The 20835-nt window shown below is 68.4% G+C and carries 10 protein-coding genes and 2 pseudogenes; 1 reads left to right on the forward strand and 11 read right to left on the reverse strand.

The genetic code is table 11. The annotated features are described in order from the left end of the window. Nucleotides 1-9: 9 nt before the first annotated feature. The 11 genes and pseudogenes from L6444_RS29445 to glf form a co-directional block, all read right to left on the reverse strand. Nucleotides 10-1584, reverse strand: coding sequence for an acyl-CoA carboxylase subunit beta (locus tag L6444_RS29445; RefSeq protein WP_236979073.1), 1575 nt, complete (start codon nucleotides 1582-1584; stop codon nucleotides 10-12). An 8-nt stretch (nucleotides 1585-1592) separates the two neighbouring features. Next, nucleotides 1593-7022 (reverse strand): polyketide synthase Pks13, encoded by a 5430-nt coding sequence (gene pks13, locus L6444_RS29450; protein ID WP_236979075.1) that lies wholly within the window; start codon nucleotides 7020-7022, stop codon nucleotides 1593-1595. A gap of 42 nt (nucleotides 7023-7064) precedes the next feature. Beyond that, complete coding sequence (gene fadD32 / locus L6444_RS29455; RefSeq protein ID WP_236979077.1) at nucleotides 7065-8948, reverse strand: long-chain-fatty-acid--AMP ligase FadD32; 1884 nt, start codon at nucleotides 8946-8948, stop codon at nucleotides 7065-7067. A gap of 274 nt (nucleotides 8949-9222) precedes the next feature. Then, a pseudogene (gene culp6 / locus L6444_RS29460) lies at nucleotides 9223-10237 on the reverse strand (carboxylesterase Culp6). Nucleotides 10238-10433: 196 nt separating this feature from the next. Beyond that, complete coding sequence (locus L6444_RS29465; RefSeq protein ID WP_236979079.1) at nucleotides 10434-11342, reverse strand: alpha/beta hydrolase-fold protein; 909 nt, start codon at nucleotides 11340-11342, stop codon at nucleotides 10434-10436. A gap of 185 nt (nucleotides 11343-11527) precedes the next feature. Further along, entirely contained in the window at nucleotides 11528-12577 is a 1050-nt protein-coding gene (locus tag L6444_RS29470; protein WP_236979081.1) for an esterase family protein, read from the reverse strand. Nucleotides 12578-12935: 358 nt separating this feature from the next. After that, a complete protein-coding gene (gene aftB / locus L6444_RS29475; protein ID WP_370653130.1) occupies nucleotides 12936-14894 on the reverse strand; it encodes a terminal beta-(1->2)-arabinofuranosyltransferase in 1959 nt (652 codons plus the stop codon). A 16-nt stretch (nucleotides 14895-14910) separates the two neighbouring features. After that, the gene (locus tag L6444_RS29480) at nucleotides 14911-15861 is read right to left on the reverse strand and encodes a decaprenyl-phosphate phosphoribosyltransferase (protein ID WP_236979083.1); all 951 of its coding nucleotides are present in this window, start codon (nucleotides 15859-15861) and stop codon (nucleotides 14911-14913) included. After that, a pseudogene (locus L6444_RS29485) lies at nucleotides 15858-16408 on the reverse strand (phosphatase PAP2 family protein). Before L6444_RS29485 ends, L6444_RS29480 begins: the two are co-directional and overlap by 4 nt. After that, nucleotides 16401-18332 carry a glycosyltransferase gene (locus L6444_RS29490; RefSeq protein ID WP_236979085.1) on the reverse strand — a complete coding sequence of 644 codons (1932 nt, stop codon included), beginning with the start codon at nucleotides 18330-18332 and terminating at the stop codon, nucleotides 16401-16403. Before L6444_RS29490 ends, L6444_RS29485 begins: the two are co-directional and overlap by 8 nt. After that, nucleotides 18329-19540, reverse strand: a complete 1212-nt coding sequence (gene glf, locus L6444_RS29495; protein ID WP_236979087.1) for a UDP-galactopyranose mutase — start codon at nucleotides 19538-19540, stop codon at nucleotides 18329-18331. Before glf ends, L6444_RS29490 begins: the two co-directional genes overlap by 4 nt. 234 nt (nucleotides 19541-19774) lie before the next feature. Here glf and L6444_RS29500 point away from each other — a divergent pair, with 234 nt between their 5' ends. Continuing rightward, complete coding sequence (locus L6444_RS29500) at nucleotides 19775-20803, forward strand: PirG (protein WP_236979089.1); 1029 nt, start codon at nucleotides 19775-19777, stop codon at nucleotides 20801-20803. Nucleotides 20804-20835: the final 32 nt, after the last annotated feature.

The following is a 20835-nucleotide window of genomic DNA, read 5'->3' on the forward strand; positions in this document are numbered from 1 at the left end:
ACGCAGGGGCTAGATCGGGATCAGGCCATGCTTACGCGCCAGCCGGGCCCAGTTCTGCTTGTCACGCAGCAGGTGCAGCGACCGGCGCAGCAGCAACCGCGTCTGGTGCGGGTCGATCACCGCGTCGATGAATCCGCGCTCGGCGGCGGTCCACGGGATCGCCATGTTGAGGTTGTAGCCCTCGATGAAGTCCTTCTTGATCTGCTGCGCCTCGGGCGTGGTGGGGTCGGGGAAGCGCTTCATCAGCAGCTGCGCGGCCCCCTCGGCCCCGATCACCGCGATGCGCGCAGTGGGCCACGCGTAGTTGAAGTCGGCGGTGAGCTGGCGCGAGCCCATCACCGCGTACGCGCCGCCGTAGGACTTGCGGATCGTGATGGTCACCTTCGGTACGTCGGCCTCCACCACGGAGTACAGGAACCGGCCGCCGCGCTTGATGATGCCGCGCTTCTCCTCCTCGGCGCCCGGCAGGAACCCCGGGGTGTCCACCACGAACACCAGCGGCAGCTGGAACGAATCGCAGAATCTGATAAAGCGTGCTGCCTTGTCCGAAGCCTCGTTGTCGATCGCGCCGGACAAGTGCATGGGCTGGTTGGCGATCACACCGATCGGGCGCCCGTCCACCCGGGCGAACCCGGTGATGATGGCCGGCCCGTGCTGCGCGGCGACATCCAGGAAGTCCCCGTCGTCGAATATCCGCAACAGGATCTCGTGCATGTCGTAGGCCATGTTGTCCGAGTCCGGCACGATCGCGTCGAGCTCGAGGTCGGTCGAGGTGACCTCCGGTTCCAGTCCGGGGTTGATCACCGGCGGATTGTCGAAGCAGTTCGACGGCAGGAACGACAGGAAGTCCCGCACGTACTGGAACGCCTCGGCCTCGGAGTTGACGACCTGGTGGATGTTGCCGTAGCGGGCCTGAGTGTCCGAGCCGCCGAGCTCGTCGAGGGTGACGTCCTCGCCGGTGACCTCCCGGATCACGTCAGGCCCCGTCACGAAGAAGTAGCCCTGGTCGCGCACCGAGATCAGCAGATCGTCCTGGATCGGCGAATACACTGCTCCCCCAGCGCATTTGCCGAAGATCAGGGAGATCTGCGGCACCACGCCGGACAACGCCTCATGACGCTGGCCCAACTCGGCGTACCACGCCAGCGAGGTGACCGCGTCCTGGATCCGGGCGCCACCCGAGTCCTGGATACCGATGATCGGGCAACCGACCATTGCGCACCACTCCATCAGGCGCGCGACCTTGCGGCCGAACATCTCCCCGACGGTGCCCTGGAACACGGTCTGGTCGTGCGAGAACACCCCGACCGGGCGCCCGTCGATCAGGCCGTGGCCGGTGACCACGCCGTCGCCGTACAGCGCGTTCGGGTCGCCCGGGGTCTTGCACAGCGCACCGATCTCGAAGAAGGTGCCGGGGTCCAGCAGCGAGTGCACTCGGGCGCGGGCGCTCGGAATGCCCTTCTTCGCGCGCTTGGCGGCGGCCTTCTCGCCCCCGGGCTCCTTGGCCAGCTCCAGGCGTTCGCGAAGCTCGGCCAGCTTCTCCGCGGTGGAATGGATGACGGGGGCCGGGCCTGCTTCGGTCACTTGGCTACCTAACTCGTCCGTGCGGCGTCGATGTTCTCCAAGGCGCGGCTCATGTGTTCGCCGACCTTGGCGATGATCGGCTCGTCGATGGCCTGGATGTGCTCGCCACCGATCGGCACGACCTCGAGGTCGGAAACGTACTCGCCCCAGCCGCCGTCCGGTTTGCGGATGGCATACCGCGGCTCGAACATGATCGCGTCGTCATGGTAGCGATCGGCCATGTAGAGCGTGACATGCCCATCGAACGGCTGGATCTCAGCGGTGTCGATCGCCCGGTTGTCCAGGTACGACGTGCGCTGGTGCTCGATGATGCCGGCCGGGATCTGCACCCCGCTCTGACTGACCGCGTCGAGCACGAACCGGACCTGACCCTCGTCGTCGAGCTCCTCGAGCTGCTCGTAGGGGATCGCCGGCACGGTAACGTTGAATGTCTTCTCGGCGAACTTGGCGTAGCGGTCCCAGCGTTTGCGGACCTCTTCCTTGGTCTGCGGGATTTCCTCACCGGCGCGCACCGCGTCGATCAGGCCGACGAATCGGACGTCCTTGCCGAGCCGCTTGAGGCCGATCGCGCAGGCGTAGGCCAGCACCCCGCCCAGCGACCAGCCCACCAGGATGTAGGGCCCGTCGCCCTGCATCTCGATCAGCTTCGGTACGTACTGCTCGGCACGCTCTTCGATCGACCCCTCGACTCGTTCGAAGCCGTACATCGGGGTGTCGGCCGGGAGCCGGGCCAGCAGCGGCTCGTAGACCACCGTGGAACCGCCGGCCGGGTGGAACACGAAGACGGGCGGCTTGGTGCTGCCTTCGGGACGCGCGCGCAAGGTGCGCACGAACCCGTCGATCACCCCGGCCTCCAGGTAGCCGCGCACCTTGTCGGCCAGCTCCTCGATGTTGTGCGAGCTCTGCACGTCTTCGACGGTGATCGGGCCTTCGGCGCGCTCGGACAGCCGTTGCGCCATCCTGGCCGCCTTCTCGTCGTCCAGCTTGGGCAGCGGGTTGAAGATGCCGCCCGCCGACTTTCCGGTGATGATCGCCCAGGTGGCGAAGACGACGCGCTCGGCCGCGTCGCGCGGAGGCACGTCGGAGTTCAGCGCCTTGGCGACGGCCTCTTGGTTGAGTGCCTCGGCAGCGCCCTTGAGGTCCGCCGACTTGGGCTGCTCGCCCTGGGAGCCGTTGGCGCCGTTGGCGCCGTTGGCGCCGTTGCTGCCGTTGGCTGCCGGTCCGGCGGGGTTCGTCGGCGGCGGCGGGATCGGCACGTCCGACGGCGGCGGCACGGCAGGTGCTGCAGGTCCGGCGGGTTCAACCGGGGCCTCGGTCCCGGCGGTCGCGGCGGTCGCGGCGGCCGGCTCGGCCGGAGCCGTCTCGGGCACCTTGCCGTGCAGCAATTCCGCCTGCATCCGGGCGATGTCCTCGGCCGTCTGCGTCTTCTGGTGCTCATGCAGCGCCTCGACCTCGTCGCGGTGCTCGATCGCGTACTCGATGAGCTTCTCGACGTTGTACAGGTTGGCGTCGCGCACCGCGGTCAGCTGGATCGGCGGCAGGTCGAAGTCGTACTCGACGCGGTTCTTGATCCGCACCGCCATCAGCGAGTCCAGGCCGAGCTCGATCAGCGGCACCTCCCACGGCAGGTCCTCGGGCTCGTAGCCCATCGCCGCACCGACGATGGCGCCCAGGCGTTCGGCGATAGTCTCGCCGGACTCCGGCGACCATCGGCCCATTCCGGCCGGCATGTACCGCGTGGTCAGGCTGTCCGTCAGCGTCTCGGCGTCGTCATCGGCCTCCGGCGGCGCCGCGGCGACATCCGGTAGGGCCTGCGCGGATGCGACCGCCGTTGCGGCCCCGATGGCGGCCGGCAGCACCGCCGCTTCGGTACCGCCCCGGGTCACCAGCGCGTCGTAAACCAGCGTGAACGACTCCTCGATGCGGGCGTGGACCTGCACCGCGGCGCCACCGGGGTGGCGCGTCAAGGTCGTCACCAGCCGGGCGCCCAGGCCGGGTACCGCGCGCTGCTCGGCGGCGGTCAGCACGGCGTCGGGCAGCACCGTCGTCGCGGCGGAGCGCACCAGGGCGGCAAGGTCGGTCTTCTCCCGGGGGGCGTACTCCCACACGTGCCGGCCGTCGGGCAGCGCGACGTGGTTACCGGGCATCAACACCGAGCTGTCGCCGGCGAAGTGCGCGTCGAGCCAGTGCTCCTTGCGCTTGAAGCGGGTCGGCGGGATGTTCGCGTAATCGTCCGGCCCGTTGGCGCGGGTGAACAGCGTCCGCACGTCCAGGTCGTGGCCGTACACGTAGAGCTGGGCCATCGTCGAGATCATCGACTCGACTTCGTCCTGCTTGCGGGCCAGCGTCGCGATCAGCTGGGCGTCGTGCAGACCCGCGTCGGCGGTGGTCAAGCCGACCTGCATCAGGGCCACCGGGTTGGGCGCCAGCTCCAGGAATGTGGTGTAGCCGCTGTCCACCGCGTTGCGGATGCCGTGGGTGAAGTAGACCGAGTGCCGCATCCCCTTCATCCAGTACTCGACGTCGTGGATGGGGTCGCTGCCGGGCTTGACGAAGGTGCCTTCGTGCACGGTCGAGAAGATCCCGATCTGCGGCCGCAGCGGCTTGATGCCCTGCAGTTCGGCGGAGAACTCGCCGAGCAGCGGATCCATCTGCGAAGTGTGGCCGGCGCCCTTGGTCTGCAGCTTGCGGGCGAACTTGCCCTCGGACTCCGCGCGGGCGACGATCGCGTCGATCTGCTCGGGCGGCCCGCCGATCACGGTCTGGCTCGGCGCGGCGTAGACGCACACCTCCAGGTCGGGGAAGTCACCGAACACCGTCTTGAGTTCGTCGGCGGAGTACTCGACGATCGCCATGAACCGGATGTACTCGCCGAACAGCATCGCCTCGCCCTCGCCCATCAGGTGCGAGCGCGAGCAGATCACCCGGGTGGCGTCCGGCAGCGACAATCCGCCGGCGAAGTACGCCGACGCGGGCTCGCCCAGTGACTGGCCGATCACCGCGGCGGGTTTGGCGCCGTGGTGCTTGAGCAGCTCACCCAGCGCGATCTGGATCGCGAAGATGGTGACGTTGCTGGTTTCGATGCCGTACTCGTGCGAGTCGTCCAGGATCAGCTCGAGCACCGAGTAGCCGCGCTCGTCCTGGATCAGCGCGTCGACCTTCTCGATCCACTCGGCGAAAACCTCGTTGCGCAGGTACAGGCTCTTGGCCATCTTGCGGTGCTGCGCACCGAAACCGGCCATCACCCAGACCGGGCCGCTGGTTACCGGGCCGTCGACGCTGAACACGTTCGGTCGCTGCTTGCCCTCGGCGACCGCACGCAGACCCTTGACGGCTTCTTCGTGGTTGTGCGCCAGCACCACCGCGCGGGAGCGGCCGTGGTTGCGCCGCGACAGGGCGCGCCCGATCGACTCCAGCGACGACGACTGCCCCTCGGGGCTTTCCATCCAGTCGGCCAGCTCGGCGCCGCCGCCTTCTTGCGGGAAGGTCAGGAACGCCGACACCACCAACGGGATCAGCGGTTCTGAATGTTCTTGTGCCGCAAGCTCTTCCAGAGCAGCAGCCTTGAGGGCCAGCGCTTCTTCGGTGACACCGGGCAGCTCGTATGCCGACTCCGCGACAGGCACGGCGCCGTCGGCGATGATCTCGCCGTACTCGTCGAACCGCAGCGAGTGTCCTTCGCCTTCGGTCAGCTCGCCGCCGGCGGAGACCACCGCGGCCTGCGGCGTCGTCTCCACCTCGACCGCACGCTCCACCACGTCGCGCGGCAGCACCTCCCGCACCACCACGTGCGCGTTGGCCCCGCCGAAGCCGAAGCTGGACACCCCGGCCAGCGCGTAGCCGCCGTACCGCGGCCAGTCGGTCGGCTCGGTGATGACCTTCAGCCGCATCGCGTCGAAGTCGATGTAGGGGCTGGGGCCGGCGAAGTTGATCGACGGCGGCAGCTTGTCGTGCTGCAGGGCGAGCACCACCTTGGCCATGCTGGCCACCCCGGCGGCCGACTCGGTGTGCCCGATGTTGGTCTTGATCGCACCCAGCAGCGCGGGCCGATCGGCGGGACGGCCCTTGCCGACGACGCGGCCCAGCGCCTCGGCCTCGATCGGGTCACCCAGGATGGTGCCGGTGCCGTGCGCCTCGATGTAATCGACGGTGCGCGGGTCGATCCCGGCGTCCTTGTAGGCGCGGCGCAGCACGTCGGCCTGCGCGTCCTGATTGGGGGCGATCAGGCCGTTGGAGCGGCCGTCGTGGTTGACGGCGCTGCCGGCGATCACGGCCAGGATCTGGTCGCCGTCGCGGCGGGCGTCGTCGACCCGCTTGAGCACCAGCATCCCGGCTCCCTCGGAGCGGGTGTACCCGTCGGCGTCCGAGGAGAACGACTTGATCCGGCCGTCGGGTGCCAGCACCGCGCCGATCTCGTCGAACCCGAGTGTCACCGCCGGCGTGATCAACGCGTTGACGCCGCCGGCCACCGCCACGTCGGCCTCGCCGTTGCGCAGCGCCTGCACGGCCTGGTGGATGGCGACCAGTGAACTCGAGCACGCGGTGTCGACCATCACCGACGGGCCGCGGAAGTCGTAGAAGTAGGACACCCGGTTGGCGATGATCGCTCCGGAATTACCCGTGATCGCGTACGGGTGGGCCACGCTCGGGTCCGAGATGGCCAGGAAGCCGTAGTCGTTGTTGGTGACGCCGACGAACACGCCGACGGACTCACCGCGCAGGCTGGACGCCGGAATGCGGGCGTTCTCCAGCGCCTCCCAGGTCAGCTCCAGCGCCATCCGCTGCTGCGGGTCGATGTTGTCGGCCTCGGTCTTGGCCACCGCGAAGAACTCCGAGTCGAAGCCCTTGATGTCCTTCAGATAACCGCCGCGGGTACGCGCCTTGGCCACGCGTTCGGCCAGCCGCGGCTCAACCAGGAACTCCGACCAGCGCCCGTCCGGCAGATCGGTGATGGCGTCGCGGCCCTCCATCAGCGCCTGCCACGTCTCCTCCGGGGAGTTCATGTCACCCGGCAGCCGGGTGGACAGGCCCACCACCGCGATGTCGACCCGCTCGGCGGGGCCGTTGCGCGACCAATCCACCGCCTCGGCGTCGGCGTCCTCCGGCTGTTCGGGCTCGCCCTCGATGATCCGGGTCGCCAGCGACTCGATGGTCGGATGCTGGAACGCCACCGCGACCGACAGCGTGACGCCGGTCAGGTCCTCGATGTCGGCGGCCATCGCCACCGCGTCGCGCGAGGCCAGGCCCAGTTCCACCATCGGCACCGACTCGTCGATCGAGTCCGGCGACTTCCCGACGGCCTTGCCCACCCACTCGCGCAGCCATCGACGCATCTCGGGGACCGTGGTGATGGCCCCGGTGGCGCCCTCGTTGCTTGTCGTTGTGGCGGGCAGGTTCTCCTGGGAATTCTCGATCTCAGACTTCTCGATCTCAGACATAGTTACCTGTTCAGTCCTGTTTCAGGCCGGGGTCGGCCGATCCTAGGTGGCGAAGGCGGTCGGCGAGCTGATGCCGCTGCGCAGACTGCCGTCGATGTAGGCGGTCCGGCAGGCGCGGCGGCCGATCTTGCCGCTGGAGGTGCGGGGAATCGAGCCGGCCTGCACCAGCAGCACGTCGCGCACCGTCACCCCGTGCCCCACGGCGATCGCCGCCCGGATGTCGTCGGCAATCGGCTGGTATTCCAGCTTGTGCGCCCCGGCGGCCCGCTCGGCGACGATCACCAGTTGTTCGGAGGTGTCCTCGGGGTCGGCGGCCAGGCCGGCGTGCGGGTCGTCGAACACCTTCTGCGGCAGCTGGTTGGCAGGCACCGAGAAGGCCGCGACGTAACCGACCCGCAACGCCTTGCTGGCCTCCTGCGCGGTGAACTCGAGGTCCTGCGGGTAGTGGTTGCGGCCGTCGATGATGACCAGGTCCTTGATCCGGCCCGCGATGTAGAGGTGGCCGTTGTGGTAGGTGCCGAAGTCACCGGTGCGCACCCACATCCCGTCGTCCGGTGCTCCCTCGGCGTGCGACTCGGCGACCCGGGACTTCAGGATGTTCTTGAAGACGTGGTTGGTCTCTTCCTCTTTGCCCCAGTAGCCGACGCCGAGATTGTTGCCGTGCAGCCAGATCTCGCCGATCTGCCCGTCGGGCAGCTCGCTGGCCGAGTCGGGGTCGACGATGACCGCCCACTCGTCGACGCCGACCTTGCCGGCGGAGACCTGTGCGACGGCGTTGGGTGCGTCGGCGGCCACCTCGACGAAGTGCTGTTTGTTCAGTTCGTCCCGGTCGACGTGGATGATCCGGGGCTCTTCGTCCATCGGCGTGGTCGAGACGAACAGGGTCGCCTCCGCCAGCCCGTAGGACGGCTTGACCGCGGTGGGCTTGAGGCCGTAGGGCTCGAATGCCTTGAAGAACTTGCGCATCGAGGCCGGCGACACCGGCTCGCTGCCGTTGAGGATGCCCTTGACGTTGCTCAGGTCCAACGGCGGCTCGCCGTCCTTGGGCACCCCGCGCACCGCGGCGTGCTCGAACGCGAAGTTGGGCGCGGCCGAGTACACACCGCCGGTCTCGCCGGGCTTGCGGGCGAGTTCGCGGATCCAGCGGCCGGGCCGGCGGACGAACGCCGCGGGAGTCATGAAGGTGAAGCTCTGACCGAGCACCGGGGCGCACAGCGCGGTGATCAGGCCCATGTCGTGGAAGAACGGCAGCCAGCTCAGGCCGCGGTCGCCTTCGTTGCCTTCCAGCGCGACCAGCGTCTGCAGCACGTTCGTGGGCAGGTTCAGGTGGGTGATCTGCACGCCGGTCGGGGTGCGGGTGGAGCCGGAGGTGTACTGCAGGTAGGCGATGGTGTTCTCGTCGGCGACCGTTTCCTGCCAGGTGGAGGCGACCTCGTTGGGTACCGCGTCGACCGCGATCACCCGCGGCCGCTCCTTGACCGACCGGGCGCGGATGAACTTGCGCACCCCTTCGGCGGATTCGGTGGTGGTCAGGATCGTCGACGGGGTGCAGTCGTCGAGCACCGCGTGCAGACGGCCGACGTGGCCGGGTTCGGCGGGGTCGAACAGCGGCACCGCGATCCGGCCCGAGTACAGCGCTCCGAAGAACGAGATCAGGTAGTCCAGGTTCTGCGGGCACAGGATGGCGATGCGGTCGCCGGGCTGGGTGACCTGCTGCAGTCGGGCGCCCACGGCACGGTTGCGGGCGCTGAACTCCGACCAGAGGATGTCGCGTTCGATGCCGTCGCGCTCGGTGGAGTAGTCCAGGAACCGGTACGCCAGCTTCTGGCCACGAACCTTCGCCCACTTCTCGACGTGCCGGACCAAGTTGGTGTTCTGCGGGAACTTGATCTTGCCGTTGACAACGAACGGGTTGTGGTAGGCCATGCGCCCTCTCCTGTTACGAACTTCGCTGGTTTTCGGGCCGCACCTGGGCGGGTATTCCCGACTTGGTCAGCCCACGCCGACCGCAAATCCGCGCGCAACCCGACACCGACCCGTTCCCGGCTGGAACTTGTCGCTGTCGGCTTCGACGCGCGCGGGTCAACCACATGCTCTTAATTTTCTCTTAATGTTAAGGGCCGCTGGGCGGCAAACCAAATCACAAGGTACGCCTCATCGCAGCCGCAACCGCCGCACCAACCCGCTGTGTCCGGCGAAGTCACCCATGTTTGGGGTGCGGGGCCTTCTCCAACACCCCATGTGCCCAGTTCAACGTCCACTGGGTGGCCGACTGGCCGTCCGAGCTCCAGAAATCGGTTGTGGCATACATCGCATGAACCGGCTGCCCCGCGCCACCGGCGAGGGTGTTCAACGTGGTGGGCAGATTGGCCGGGCTGAACGCCTCCTTGGGCGCCGCGCAGATCAGGTCGCCCTCGGCGCAGATCTCGTTGGTGCGGGCGTCCAGCGCGCCGAATCCACCCGGCCGCGCGCCGGTCATGGTCAGGCCGAGCCCGGCCAGCACCGGTACCTCGTGCAGGGTCACCTCCGCGCCCACCCCGGGCGGAGTCGGCGGGATGTTGTTGCCCACTCCACCTTCGCGGCGGCCGTCGGCGATCAAGGTCACCCCCGAGCACCAGATCCTCGTCGACGGGTCCGCGGCCGTTGCCGATGTCGCTGGCGACGTCGCCGGCGATGACCGCGCCCTGCGAGAACCCGATGATCACGTAGCTGGTCAGCGGGCACTTGTTGTTCATGTCGGTGATGGCCTTGACGGTCGCGCGGGTGCCTTCGGCGCGGCTGTCGTTGTAGGTCATCTGGTCGTCAGCGCTCAGCGGGTTCCGGAACTGCGCCGTGTAGGGCACGGTGTAGGTCTGCACCCTGGCCTGGTCGAATTGCTGCCGGATCGGCCCGGTCACGTTGAGCAGCAACGCCTTCGGAAACTGCACCGGGTTCAGCGGGTCGTCGGTGGGCCAAGATTCCCAGGTGCCCGGTACCGACACCAGCTGCACATCGGGGCAGGACGCGTCCTGCGAAGCGGGCCGCGGTTTCTTGTGTTGGGAGCTCGGCGACGGACCCGGCGGCAGTATGCCCGGCGGCACCGCGCTGGGCGCGGTGTTGTTGTTACGCAACAACGTCACCGCGGCGATGATGACCATCGTCACCGCCAAGGCCATCGAGGCGGCTGCCAACCAGGCCAGACGTCGTTGGCGTTTGCGGCGGGTGGTGTTGGCCATGCTCTCCTGCTAACACAGTCCGGTAGGAGCCCGGAGGTCCCTGGTGAATGGGCTGGGCGACAAGCGCACCGTCGCGCCCTGACTCACCCCGCGCAGCCAGGCCTCGGAATCATGGACCCGCTACTGCGCTCTCTACACGGTACCGGCCCGTGTCCGCGCACCATCCGCGCGCCTTACCGGACGATCGGGCCGCCGATCAGCGGATGGCGCCGACGATGTCCCCGGACATGGCGCCCAGCTGGCCCGCCCACGAGCCCCAGCCGTTGTCGCCGCCGCCCGGGAAATCGAAGTGGCCGTTGTGGCCACCGACCTCCCGATAGTGCTGGTAGAACATCCGGGCGTTGCCCATCGCCGAATCCCCGGCGCCCAGCATGGCGGCGGGATTGCTGGCCGCACCGGTGGTCGGGCTCCAGACCCAGACGCGGGTGTTGTTCTGCGCCAGCAGCGCCTCGTGCACAAACGGGTCGTGCCATTTCCACCGGCCCAGCTGTGGGGCTCCCCACATGCCGGCGCCGTCCACCCCACCGAACTGCTGCAGGCCGGCCATGATCGCGCCGTTGGTGGAGGTCTCCGACGGGTACAGGAAGCCGGACAACGAGCCGGCGAAACCGAAGCGGTCGGGGTGAAACGTGGCCAGCGCCATCGCGGCGTAGCCGCCCTGCGAGGCGCCGACGACGCCGTGTCCACCCGGGGCCAGACCCTTGTTGGCGGCCAGCCAGTCGGGCAGCTCGCTGGACAGGAAGGTGTCCCACTGCTTGCTGCCGTCCTGCTCCCAGTTGGTGTACATGCTGAACGCACCCCCGGCCGGGGCGACCACCGAGATCCCCTTGCCGGCCAAGGTGTTCATCGCGTTGCCCGCGGTGACCCAGTTGCTGACGTCGGGGGCGGCGTCGGCGGCGTCCAGCAGGTACACCGCGTGCGGCCCGCCCGCCAGGAACGCCACCGGGATGTCGCGGCCCATCGCGGCCGAGGGCACCATCAGGGTTTCGTACGGGGCTGCCTTCGCGGTGCCGGTCGACCCCGACGGGATTCCCGCGATCGCGCCCAACGTGATCGACAGCACGCCGACGCAGAGCAGTCGCAGCAGCACGGACAGACCCCTCATGTGCACCTCCATCGTGTCCGGCTACCGCCCCGGTGACAGGCCCCCGGTAACACCTGGCCCGGAAAGTAGCTAACCACACCGGTATCGGCGGGATAAAGAGGAGCTCACGAGCTGATAACAACGGCGGCGACCCGATATGGGTCGCCGCCGTCGTTTGAGTTGCGTCAGTAACGCCTAGTGGTGACCTAGGTGCCCTGGCCGGCCGCCGGAGCGGGAGCGGCGGTGGCAGGCCCGGCGCCGGGGGTGGCCCCCAGCGTCGCCTGCAGGTCGCCCTTCATCGCGTTCAGCTGCTGGCCCCAGTACTCCCAGCTGTGTGTGCCGTTGGCGTCGAAGTTGAACACCGCGTTGTGTCCGCCGGCAGCGTTGTAGGCCGTCTGGAACTTGATGTTGCTGTCGCGGACGAAGCCCTCCAGGAACTTCGCGGGCAGGTTGTCGCCACCCAGCTCGGACGGCTTGCCGTTACCGCAGTACACCCAGATGCGGGTGTTGTTGGCGACCAGCTGGCCCACCTGCAGCGTCGGGTCGTTGCGCTGCCAGGCCGGGTCGCTCGTCGGGCCCCACATGTCGTCCTTCTTGTAGCCACCGGCATCGCCCATGGCCAGGCCGATCAGCGACGGGCCCATCCCCTGCGAGGGGTCCAGCAGCGCCGACAGCGAGCCGGCGTAGACGAACTGGCTGGGGTGGAAGGCGGCCAGGATCAGCGCGGACGAACCGGCCATCGACAGGCCCACCGCAGCGCTACCGGTCGGCTTGACCGACTTGTTGGCCGCCAGGTACGCGGGCAGCTCGCTGGTCAGGAAGGTCTCCCACTTGTAGGTGGTGCAACCCGCCTTACCGCAGGCCGGCTTGTACCAGTCGGAGTAGAAGCTGGATTGCCCGCCGACCGGCATCACGACCGCCAGGCCGGACTGCAGGTACCACTCGAACGCCGGGGTGTTGATGTCCCAGCCGTTGAAGTCGTCCTGGGCGCGCATGCCGTCGAGCAGGTACAGAGCCGGCGCGTTGGCGCCACCGCTCTGGAACTGGATCTTGATGTCGCGGCCCATCGCCGCGGACGGCACCTGCAGATATTCCACCGGCAGGCCCGGCCGCGAGAACGCACCCGCGGTCGCCGAGCCGCCAGTGACATTCAAGACACCGACCAGACCCGACAGCAGGACCGCTGCTGCGGCGCCCACCATGAGTCGGCGCGGCATACCTGTCACGGCGCCACGAAACCTGTCAACAAGCTTCATCCTTGCTTCCTCATCCTCATCCTTTGTGGGCACATCCTTACGCATCGCTGTGCTTGGGGGCATGTCCCGAATTGGGTCAGACTGCACGCACGCGGCGCTGCAGTGCTCGTTCAGTGAACCACACGTTGCGGCACCCGCTCTCCCCCGGGACGTCGCCGGCGGCGCGATCGGACCCGGTTCGGGTCTTATTGACGCTGCTGAAACCGGGTCCTGGAACGGTATTTATGCATGTGCCGACAGTCGGTGGGGCGCTGGTAACGGGTCAGATGTGAAGTTGCTGGCAGTCCCGGGCCGAGTGCTGTGGAAACCGTTTCTGGTACGGGTGAAAAATTTCGGCGGAAGACGCCGGGGTTCGCCTTCAGTCGCGGGGCGGGGTGGGCGGTAACCGCGGAACCTCGAGCCCACATTTGATCAGCTCGTTGAGCGGAATCCGGTCGATCCGGTACTGGGTGAACTCGTAGGCGTGCAGCACGTTGGACACGAACCGGCGCATGGTCAACGGTGCGCGAACCGAGTTGAGCACCGCCTGGGTGGCGGGGCATTTCAGGGCCGCCTCCGCCTCGGCCACCCACTGCTGGTCGAGGTAGGCCGGGATGCCCGGCGGCCATTTCACCCACGGTCCGTCGGCCACCACCCAGTCGGGGAACAGGTTCTTGTCGTGGCCGATCCGGCCGTGTTTCAACCGTTCGGTGTGCGCGGCCAGCGGATTCGCCAGGCCGATCTGGTCGATCACCCGGACATTGAGGCCCACGTTCATGCCCACCATGCCCAGGTTGGTGAAGAACACCGTGTGCTGCGGCTTGAGGTCGGCCGGGATGCCCGGGGCGCTGCCCGGCGGGATCATCGGCACCAGGTCCCACTGGGTGTAGTTGCCCGACGGCAGCAGCAGGGCGCCCTGCGGGGTGTTGTCCAGGGCCACCAGCACGGCGGCCATCCGCGGGTAGTCCAGGTAGTCGGCGGCGGTCAGCGGATGCGCCCGGCCGGTGGCCTGGGCATAGAAGCGGCGTTCGTCGACGATTCCGGTGTAGGTGACATGCGTGGCGTCGTCGCCCATGCCCGGCGAATTCGCCGCCCACAACGACCATCCCGCGACGCCGAGCCACAGCGCGCTGACCGCGCCGGCCAGCCAGTAACCGGTCTCGCGGCTGACGTCTTTCCCGTCCGGGATCAGCACCGGGATCACGGCGACCGGCGCCAGCAAACAGAACAACGGCACCAGCAGCACCCGCCCGTGCATGAAGTCGCCGCCCTGACGGATCCAGTAAAGGGCCTGCAACAGTCCGCTGACCAGCATCCACAGCACCACCGCCGTCGGGCTCTGCACCGACCGGGCCACCCGACCGTAGTCGGGCGCCAGCGCGGGACGCAGGAATGCCGGCCGCCGGCGCATCAGCATCAGCACGATTCCCAGCGGCACCAGCAGCACGAGCGGCACCCACAGCAGGTACGGCTGGTTGAAGTTGGACAGGTAGATTAACCCCTGCGACCACTTGTCGCCCCCGGCGTCCTTGGCCAAGGCGGTACCGGGCACCAGCAGGCCGTAGTAACCCATCCGGAAGATCTGGTAGGCGACCGGCAGCAGGCCACCGGCCAGCACGATCAGCGCCCGCCGTCGCCAGTTGCGCGCCGCGATCAGCATCATCACCAGCGCGGCCCCGCCGATCAGCGCCAGCTCCGGGCGCACCAACACGCTGCAGCCCGCGACGAACGCCAGCGCGACGATGAACGCCCGGTTTTCCGGACGGACCCGCAGCGGCTGCGCCCAGCAAACCATCATCCACCAGAGCAGACCCAGATAGGCCAGCGCCAGCCCGCTTTCCAGGCCCGAGGTGGCGAAGTCGCGCGCGGGCGGCACCGCGATGTAGACCAACACGCCGGCGGGCAGCATGACGGCACGGCGGCTGCGCAGGCTGGGTGCGTACAACCGACCGGTGCCCAGCATCAGCAGCACCACACCGAGCACCGACAACGTCAGGGCGACCGCCAGTGCCACATATTCCAACCGCAGCGGCCCACCCACCCAACTGCCGACGTAGAGCAGGTAGGTCCAGATGGTGGAGGTGTTGGCCTCCACCCGCTCACCGGCGTTGAACACCGGCCCGTTGCCGGCCAACAGGTTGCGTACGGTGCGCAGCACGATCAGCCCGTCGTCGGCGATCCAGCGGCGTTGCCAGGCACCCCAGCCGAACAGCGCCGCGACGACGACCACGCTGACCCACAGGCTGACGCGGGTCGTCGTTCCGTAGGGGAACACCGGCCACTTGATCCGACGGACCGCCGGTCGGCGGGTCCCTACCTGCAGTGCCGCCGCTTGCAGCGCCCTGAATCGTTGACTAGCCGAAAGCAACAGCAGCACCCACTGTTGCGATCCACGCCAGCGCCAGCAGTTGCAGCACCCGGTCGCGCAGCGCGATGTCCTCGGGCTCCCCGGCCAGCCCGCCGTCGACGTCCACGGCGTAGCGCAGGATCGCGATGGTGAACGGGATCATCGACACCGCGTACCAGGATCCCTTGTCGCCGTCGCGCTCGAACGCCCACAGCCCGTAGCACAACACCACCGCGGTGGCCGACATCGTCCAGACGAACCGCAGGTAGGTGCTGGTGTAGCTTTCCAGCGACTTGCGGATCTGGGCGCCGGTGCGCTCGGCCAGTTGCAGCTCGGCGTAGCGCTTACCGGCCACCATGAACAACGACCCGAAGGCCGCCGTCAGCAGAAACCATTGGGACAGATGGGTGTTGGTGGCCGCGCCGCCGGCGATGGCGCGGATCAGATAGGCCGACGACACGATGCAGACGTCGAGCACCGCCTGATGTTTGAGCCCGAAGCAGTAGGCCAGCTGCATGACGAGATAAACCGCCATCACCACCGCCAGGTTCGGTGTCAACCACCACGAAATACCCAGCGAAGCCGAGCCCAGCAGCACCGCCAGCAGATACGCCAGCCATTCGGGTACCACCCCGGCGGCGATCGGGCGGTACTTCTTGGTGGGATGCTCCCGATCGGCCTCGACGTCGCGGACGTCGTTGACGAGGTATATCGCCGACGCCGCCAGGCTGAACACGGCGAAGGCGACCGCGACCTCGGTCGCCAGCTTGGCGAAGTCGTATTGGCTGCCGCGGCCGGCGGCGGCCAGCGGCGCGGCCAGCACCAGCACGTTCTTCACCCACTGCCGCGGGCGGATCGCCTTGATCAACCCGGTCACCAGGTTGGTCGGCGGTCCGGGCACCTTGGCGGGCTTCTCGTTGGCCGGCTTCTCGGCCCGTTCGACCACGTCGCCACTCATCGCGTCCACCCCTTTCGGGCTGCGCCGTCCACCCGGACGGCTATCGCGGCCACACCCGCGCCCAGCGCGATCCCGGCCGCCACATCGCTGGGGTAGTGCACGCCCAGCAGGATCCGGGACAACGCCATGGGTGGAATCAGCGCCACGGGCAGGGGGGCTGCCGGTGGCCCTGCTCATCAAGAGGGCCGCGGCCGTCGTGGAGGTGGCATGCGCCGACGGGAAACTGAGCTGGCTGGGGGTGCCGACGTTGACCTCTACCGCCCGATGGTGGGGCCGTTTCCGGCGCACCACGCGTTTGACCACCACGGCCGCCGCGTGGGCGGCGAACGCACCCGCACCTGCCACCAGCCACTCCCGGCGCCGCCGCGGCCACAGCAGCGCGCCCAGCAGGGCCACCGCGAGCCAGCCGATGCTGTGCTCACCGAAATGGGACAGCGCGCGCGCCACGGTCAGCGCCCCCCGGCCGATCGGCCAGCGCGGCTTGGACGGCCACCATCGCGGCGACTTCGCCGGACGGCGGTTCCTCCGCCGGGAGTGCGTCAGCCATGTCGGGGCTCGTGAGTTGCCGCTCTGGCGGCCGGCTCGGGGCACTTGTCGCTTTCGGGGCGCAGTACCGTCTCCCACTTCTGCTGGCTGGACAGCACCGGCAGCGCCTGCCGGTACACCCTTCGCATCTCGTCGAAGCGGCGCGCCAGTTGCCGCTGCCGACGCAACGACTGGGTCAGCAACGTGAACATCTTGGCCCGGTCGCGCTGGCGGTAGACGACGCCGCACCCGTCGGCGGTCGTGACGGTCACGCCGTCGACCGTGCACAACCGGAACCAGCGCGCGTCCTGGGTCGGCACGTTGTACTCCGGACGTTCGTGGTGCGCCGGATTGGTGGGCTTGAGGTTGTGCAACACACCGCGGGCCAGCCGGTAGCTGATCACCAGCGGGTTGACCGGCGGCTTCATCACTTTGTTCTTGTGCAGCGGCGCCGGGAGTTCGCTGGCCGCCGGCAGCACCACCGCGTCCGGGTAGGCCTTGCGCAGGCGATGCACTTCCGGCAGCGCCGATTCCAGGATGGAGAAGATGTGCTCCGGCCCGGCCAGGAAGTCGTCGATCGCCCGGTTCTGGATCTCTACCGTCGAATACTCAAGGCAGGCAAGGTGTTTCAGTGTCGCCCGGAGGTGGCTGCGGACCAGGCCGGAGACGTCACCGTCCCAGTGCATCGCGGCGACCACCAGGCGATTGCGCAAGTGGAAGTACGCCTGCCAGTCGATGGCGTCGTCCTTATCACTCCACGCCATGTGCCAGATCGCGGCACCGGGCAACGTGACGGTGGGGTAGCCGTGCTCGGCGGCCCGCAGCCCGTAGTCGGCGTCGTCCCACTTGATGAACAGCGGCAACGGCTGACCCAGCTCCTCGGCGACCTGCCGGGGGATCATGCAGGTCCACCAGCCGTTGTAGTCGACGTCGATGCGCCGGTGCAGCAGCTTGCTCTTGTCCTCTTTGTCGCTCAGCGGATATTCGGCGAAGTCGTGGTCGTACTCGGCGTGCGCCGCCGCCGTCCACATGAAGTTCGACCGATCCACCACCTCGCCCATGATGTGCAGGTGGGACGGCTCCTGCAGGTTGAGCATCTGCCCGCCCACCAGCATCGGGGTCTTGGCGAACCGGCTCATCGCCAGCACCCGCAGGATCGAGTCCGGTTCGATGCGGATGTCGTCGTCCATGAACAGGATCTGTTGGCAGTCGGTGTTTTTCAGCGCCTCGTACATCACCCGGCTGTAGCCGCCGGAACCGCCGAGGTTGGGCTGGTCGTGCAGGGACAGCCGGTCGCCCAGCCGCGCGGCGGCGGCCGGGAAGTCCGGGTGGTCGCGCACCTTCCGGGTGCCCTGGTCCGGCACGATCACCGCGCCGATCACCTCGTCGACCAGCGGGTCGGCGGTGAGTTCGCGCAGCGCGTTGGCGCAGTCGGCGGGGCGGTTGAACGTCGGGATGCCCACGGCGATGTTCGCGGTGCCCGGAGCCGGGATCGGCGCGTACCACCCGCCGCCCAGCAGGGTCACCTTGCTGTCGGTGGTGACGTCGAACCAGATCCAGCCGCCGTCCTCGAACGGACCCAGGCCCACCTCGATCTCGAGGGTCTCCGGGGCGTCCTCGGTACCGGCGAAGCCGCGGCCCTCGACGAAGATGCGGGCACCGGTGGCCTTGGTCCGGTACAGGTCGACGCGACCGGAGCCGGTCAGCTCGACGCGCAGCACCACCGAGGTGCAGATCGACCAACGCCGCCAGTAGCTGGCCGGGAAGGCGTTGAAGTAGGTCGCGAACGACACCTCGGACTCGGCGCCGATCTGCAGCGACGTACGGGTGGTCGCGTGCGCACGCCGCGCGTTGGTGGTCGACTCCTCGAGGTACAACTTGCGCACGTCCAGGGGTTCGCCGGGACGCGGCAGGATGATGCGGGACAGCAAGCTGACGGCGGTCATTCCGGGGCTCCCACGAGCGGAACGCCGTCCCTGAGGTGCGGCGCGAGGACGTTGTCGTACATGCTCAAAGCGCTGGCGATGGCCATATGCATATCCAGGTACTGGTAGGTGCCCAAGCGCCCGCCGAACAGCACCTTCGCTGCCGCGGTCTCGGACTTCGCCCTGGCCCGATAGGCGGCCAACAGGGCGCGGTCGGCCTCGGTGTTGATCGGATAGTAGGGCTCGTCGTCGTCTTCGGCGAACCTGGAGTATTCGCGCATGATCACCGTCTTGTCGGTCGGGTAGTCACGCTCGGGGTGGAAGTGGCGGAACTCGTGGATGCGGGTGTACGGGACGTCCGCGTCGTTGTAGTTCATCACCGGGGTGCCTTGAAAGTCCCCGCAGTCGCCGAGCACCTCGAGCTCGAAGTCCAGCGTGCGCCATCCGAGCCGGCCTTCGGCGTAGTCGAAGTAGCGGTCCAGCGGGCCGGTGTACACCACCGGGGCGTCCGGGCTGGCCGCGCGCAGTTCGTCGCGCACGTCGAACCAGTCGGTGTCCAGCCTGACCTCGATGCGCTCGTCGGCGGCCATATTCTGCAGCCAGGCGGTGTAGCCGTCGACCGGCAGGCCCTCATAGGTGTCGTTGAAGTACCGGTTGTCGAAGGTGTAGCGCACCGGCAGCCGGGTGATGTTGGCCGCGGGGAGTTCCTTGGGGTCGGTCTGCCACTGCTTGGCCGTGTAGTGCTTCACGAACGCCTCGTAGAGCGGCCGGCCGATCAGCGAAATCGCCTTCTCTTCGAAGTTCTGCGCCTCGGCGCTGTTGATCTCGGCGGCCTGCTCGGCGATCAGCTTGCGCGCTTCCGCCGGGGAGTAGTAGCGGCCGAAGAACTGCGCCACCAGGCCCAGACCCATCGGGAACTGGTAGGCCTGCCCGTTGTGCATGGCGAACACCCGGTGCTGGTAGCCGGTGAAGTCGGTGAACTGCTGCACGTAGTCCCACACCTTCTTATTGGAGGTGTGGAAAAGGTGCGCCCCGTACTTGTGCACCTCGATCCCGGTCTGCGGCTCCGGTTCGGAGTAGGCGTTACCGCCGAGGTGCGGGCGCCGCTCCACGACGAGGACGCGCTTGTCGAGCTGGGTAGCCACGCGCTCGGCGATCGTCAGGCCGAAAAATCCGGAGCCGACGACGAAGAGGTCGAAACGAACGTGGGGGTCGAAACGAGCGGTCATCGGTTGCCTAGGGTATCCGACCTCGCCGCCGAAACCCGATTAGGCGGGTCGCGCGGGGCCGGGTTTTAGCAGGTGCGAGAGGACCGGATCCCAATATGTCGGTGCAACGTCACACCTGTGAACCACTCCCCTCACGATTCGGTCTCGCCACACTAGTCACACCAATCTCACTCGTACCATCAGTCATGTGGGTCTCGCGCCCACACCCGAGTAGTCCAGATTGAGGAGACTTTCGTGCCGAACCGACGCCGACGCAAGCTGTCGACAGCCATGAGCGCGGTCGCCGCCCTGGCAGTCGCAAGTCCGTGCGCTTACTTTCTCGTTTACGACTCGACCGCAGACACCAAACCCGTGGAGCACCACGAGTTCAAACGGGCGGCCAGCGTCGCCGACCTGCCGAACGAGTTGATCTCCGCCCTGTCGCAGGGGCTCTCGCAGTTCGGGGTCAACCTGCCGCCGGTTCCCGCCCTGGGCGGTACCAGCGCGAGCACCGGGTTGGGCACGACCGGCCTGGGCACCACCCCGAGCTTGGCCAGCCCCGGCCTCGGCGGCACCGGCTTGGGCACCACTCCGGGCCTGACCCCGTCCGTGCCCGGAGCGCTGACGTCGCCGGGCACCGCGTTGTCCCCGACGGGTGCCGGCGCGAATCCCGCGCTCAGCAATCCCGGACTCACCAGTCCGACGGGGGTGACTCCCGGAACGGCCGGGCTGACTCCGGCCGCCGGCACCGGCGAGGTTCCGATCACCGCCCCCGCCGGCTTGGACCCGGGCGCCGACGGCACCTACCCGATCCTGGGCGACACGTCCGGCCTCGGCGGCGGTGGCGGCACCGGATTGTCGCCGGTGGCGGCCGGGTCTGGCAGCGGCGGCGGCGGTGGCGGCGGACTGGTCAGCGACCTGATGCAGGCCGCCAACCAGCTGGGCGCCAGCCAGGCGATCGACCTGCTCAAGGGGCTGATCATGCCGGCGATCATGCAGGGCGTCCAAGGCGGGGCCGCGGGTGCTCCGGGCGCTGCTGCCGGCGCTACGCCCGCGCTCCCATCGATACCCGGAATCCCCGCCGCGGCGGCTCTGCCTGGTGCCGCGGCAGCCGTGCCTGGCGCGGCGGGAGCCCTGCCCGGCGCGGCGGCGGCCCTGCCCGGCGCGGCGGCGGCAATCCCGGGGGCGGCTGGGGCGGTGCCCGGCGCTGCCGCGGCAATCCCTGGTGCGGCGGCGGCCATCCCGGCTGCCACGGCGGCTGCCACCGAGGTGCCACCCGTCTAACCGGCACGAAAGCCTGTCACCTGACGGCACCG

Source organism: Mycobacterium kiyosense (genome assembly GCA_021654635.1).
In the GTDB taxonomy this organism is placed as follows: domain Bacteria; phylum Actinomycetota; class Actinomycetes; order Mycobacteriales; family Mycobacteriaceae; genus Mycobacterium; species Mycobacterium kiyosense.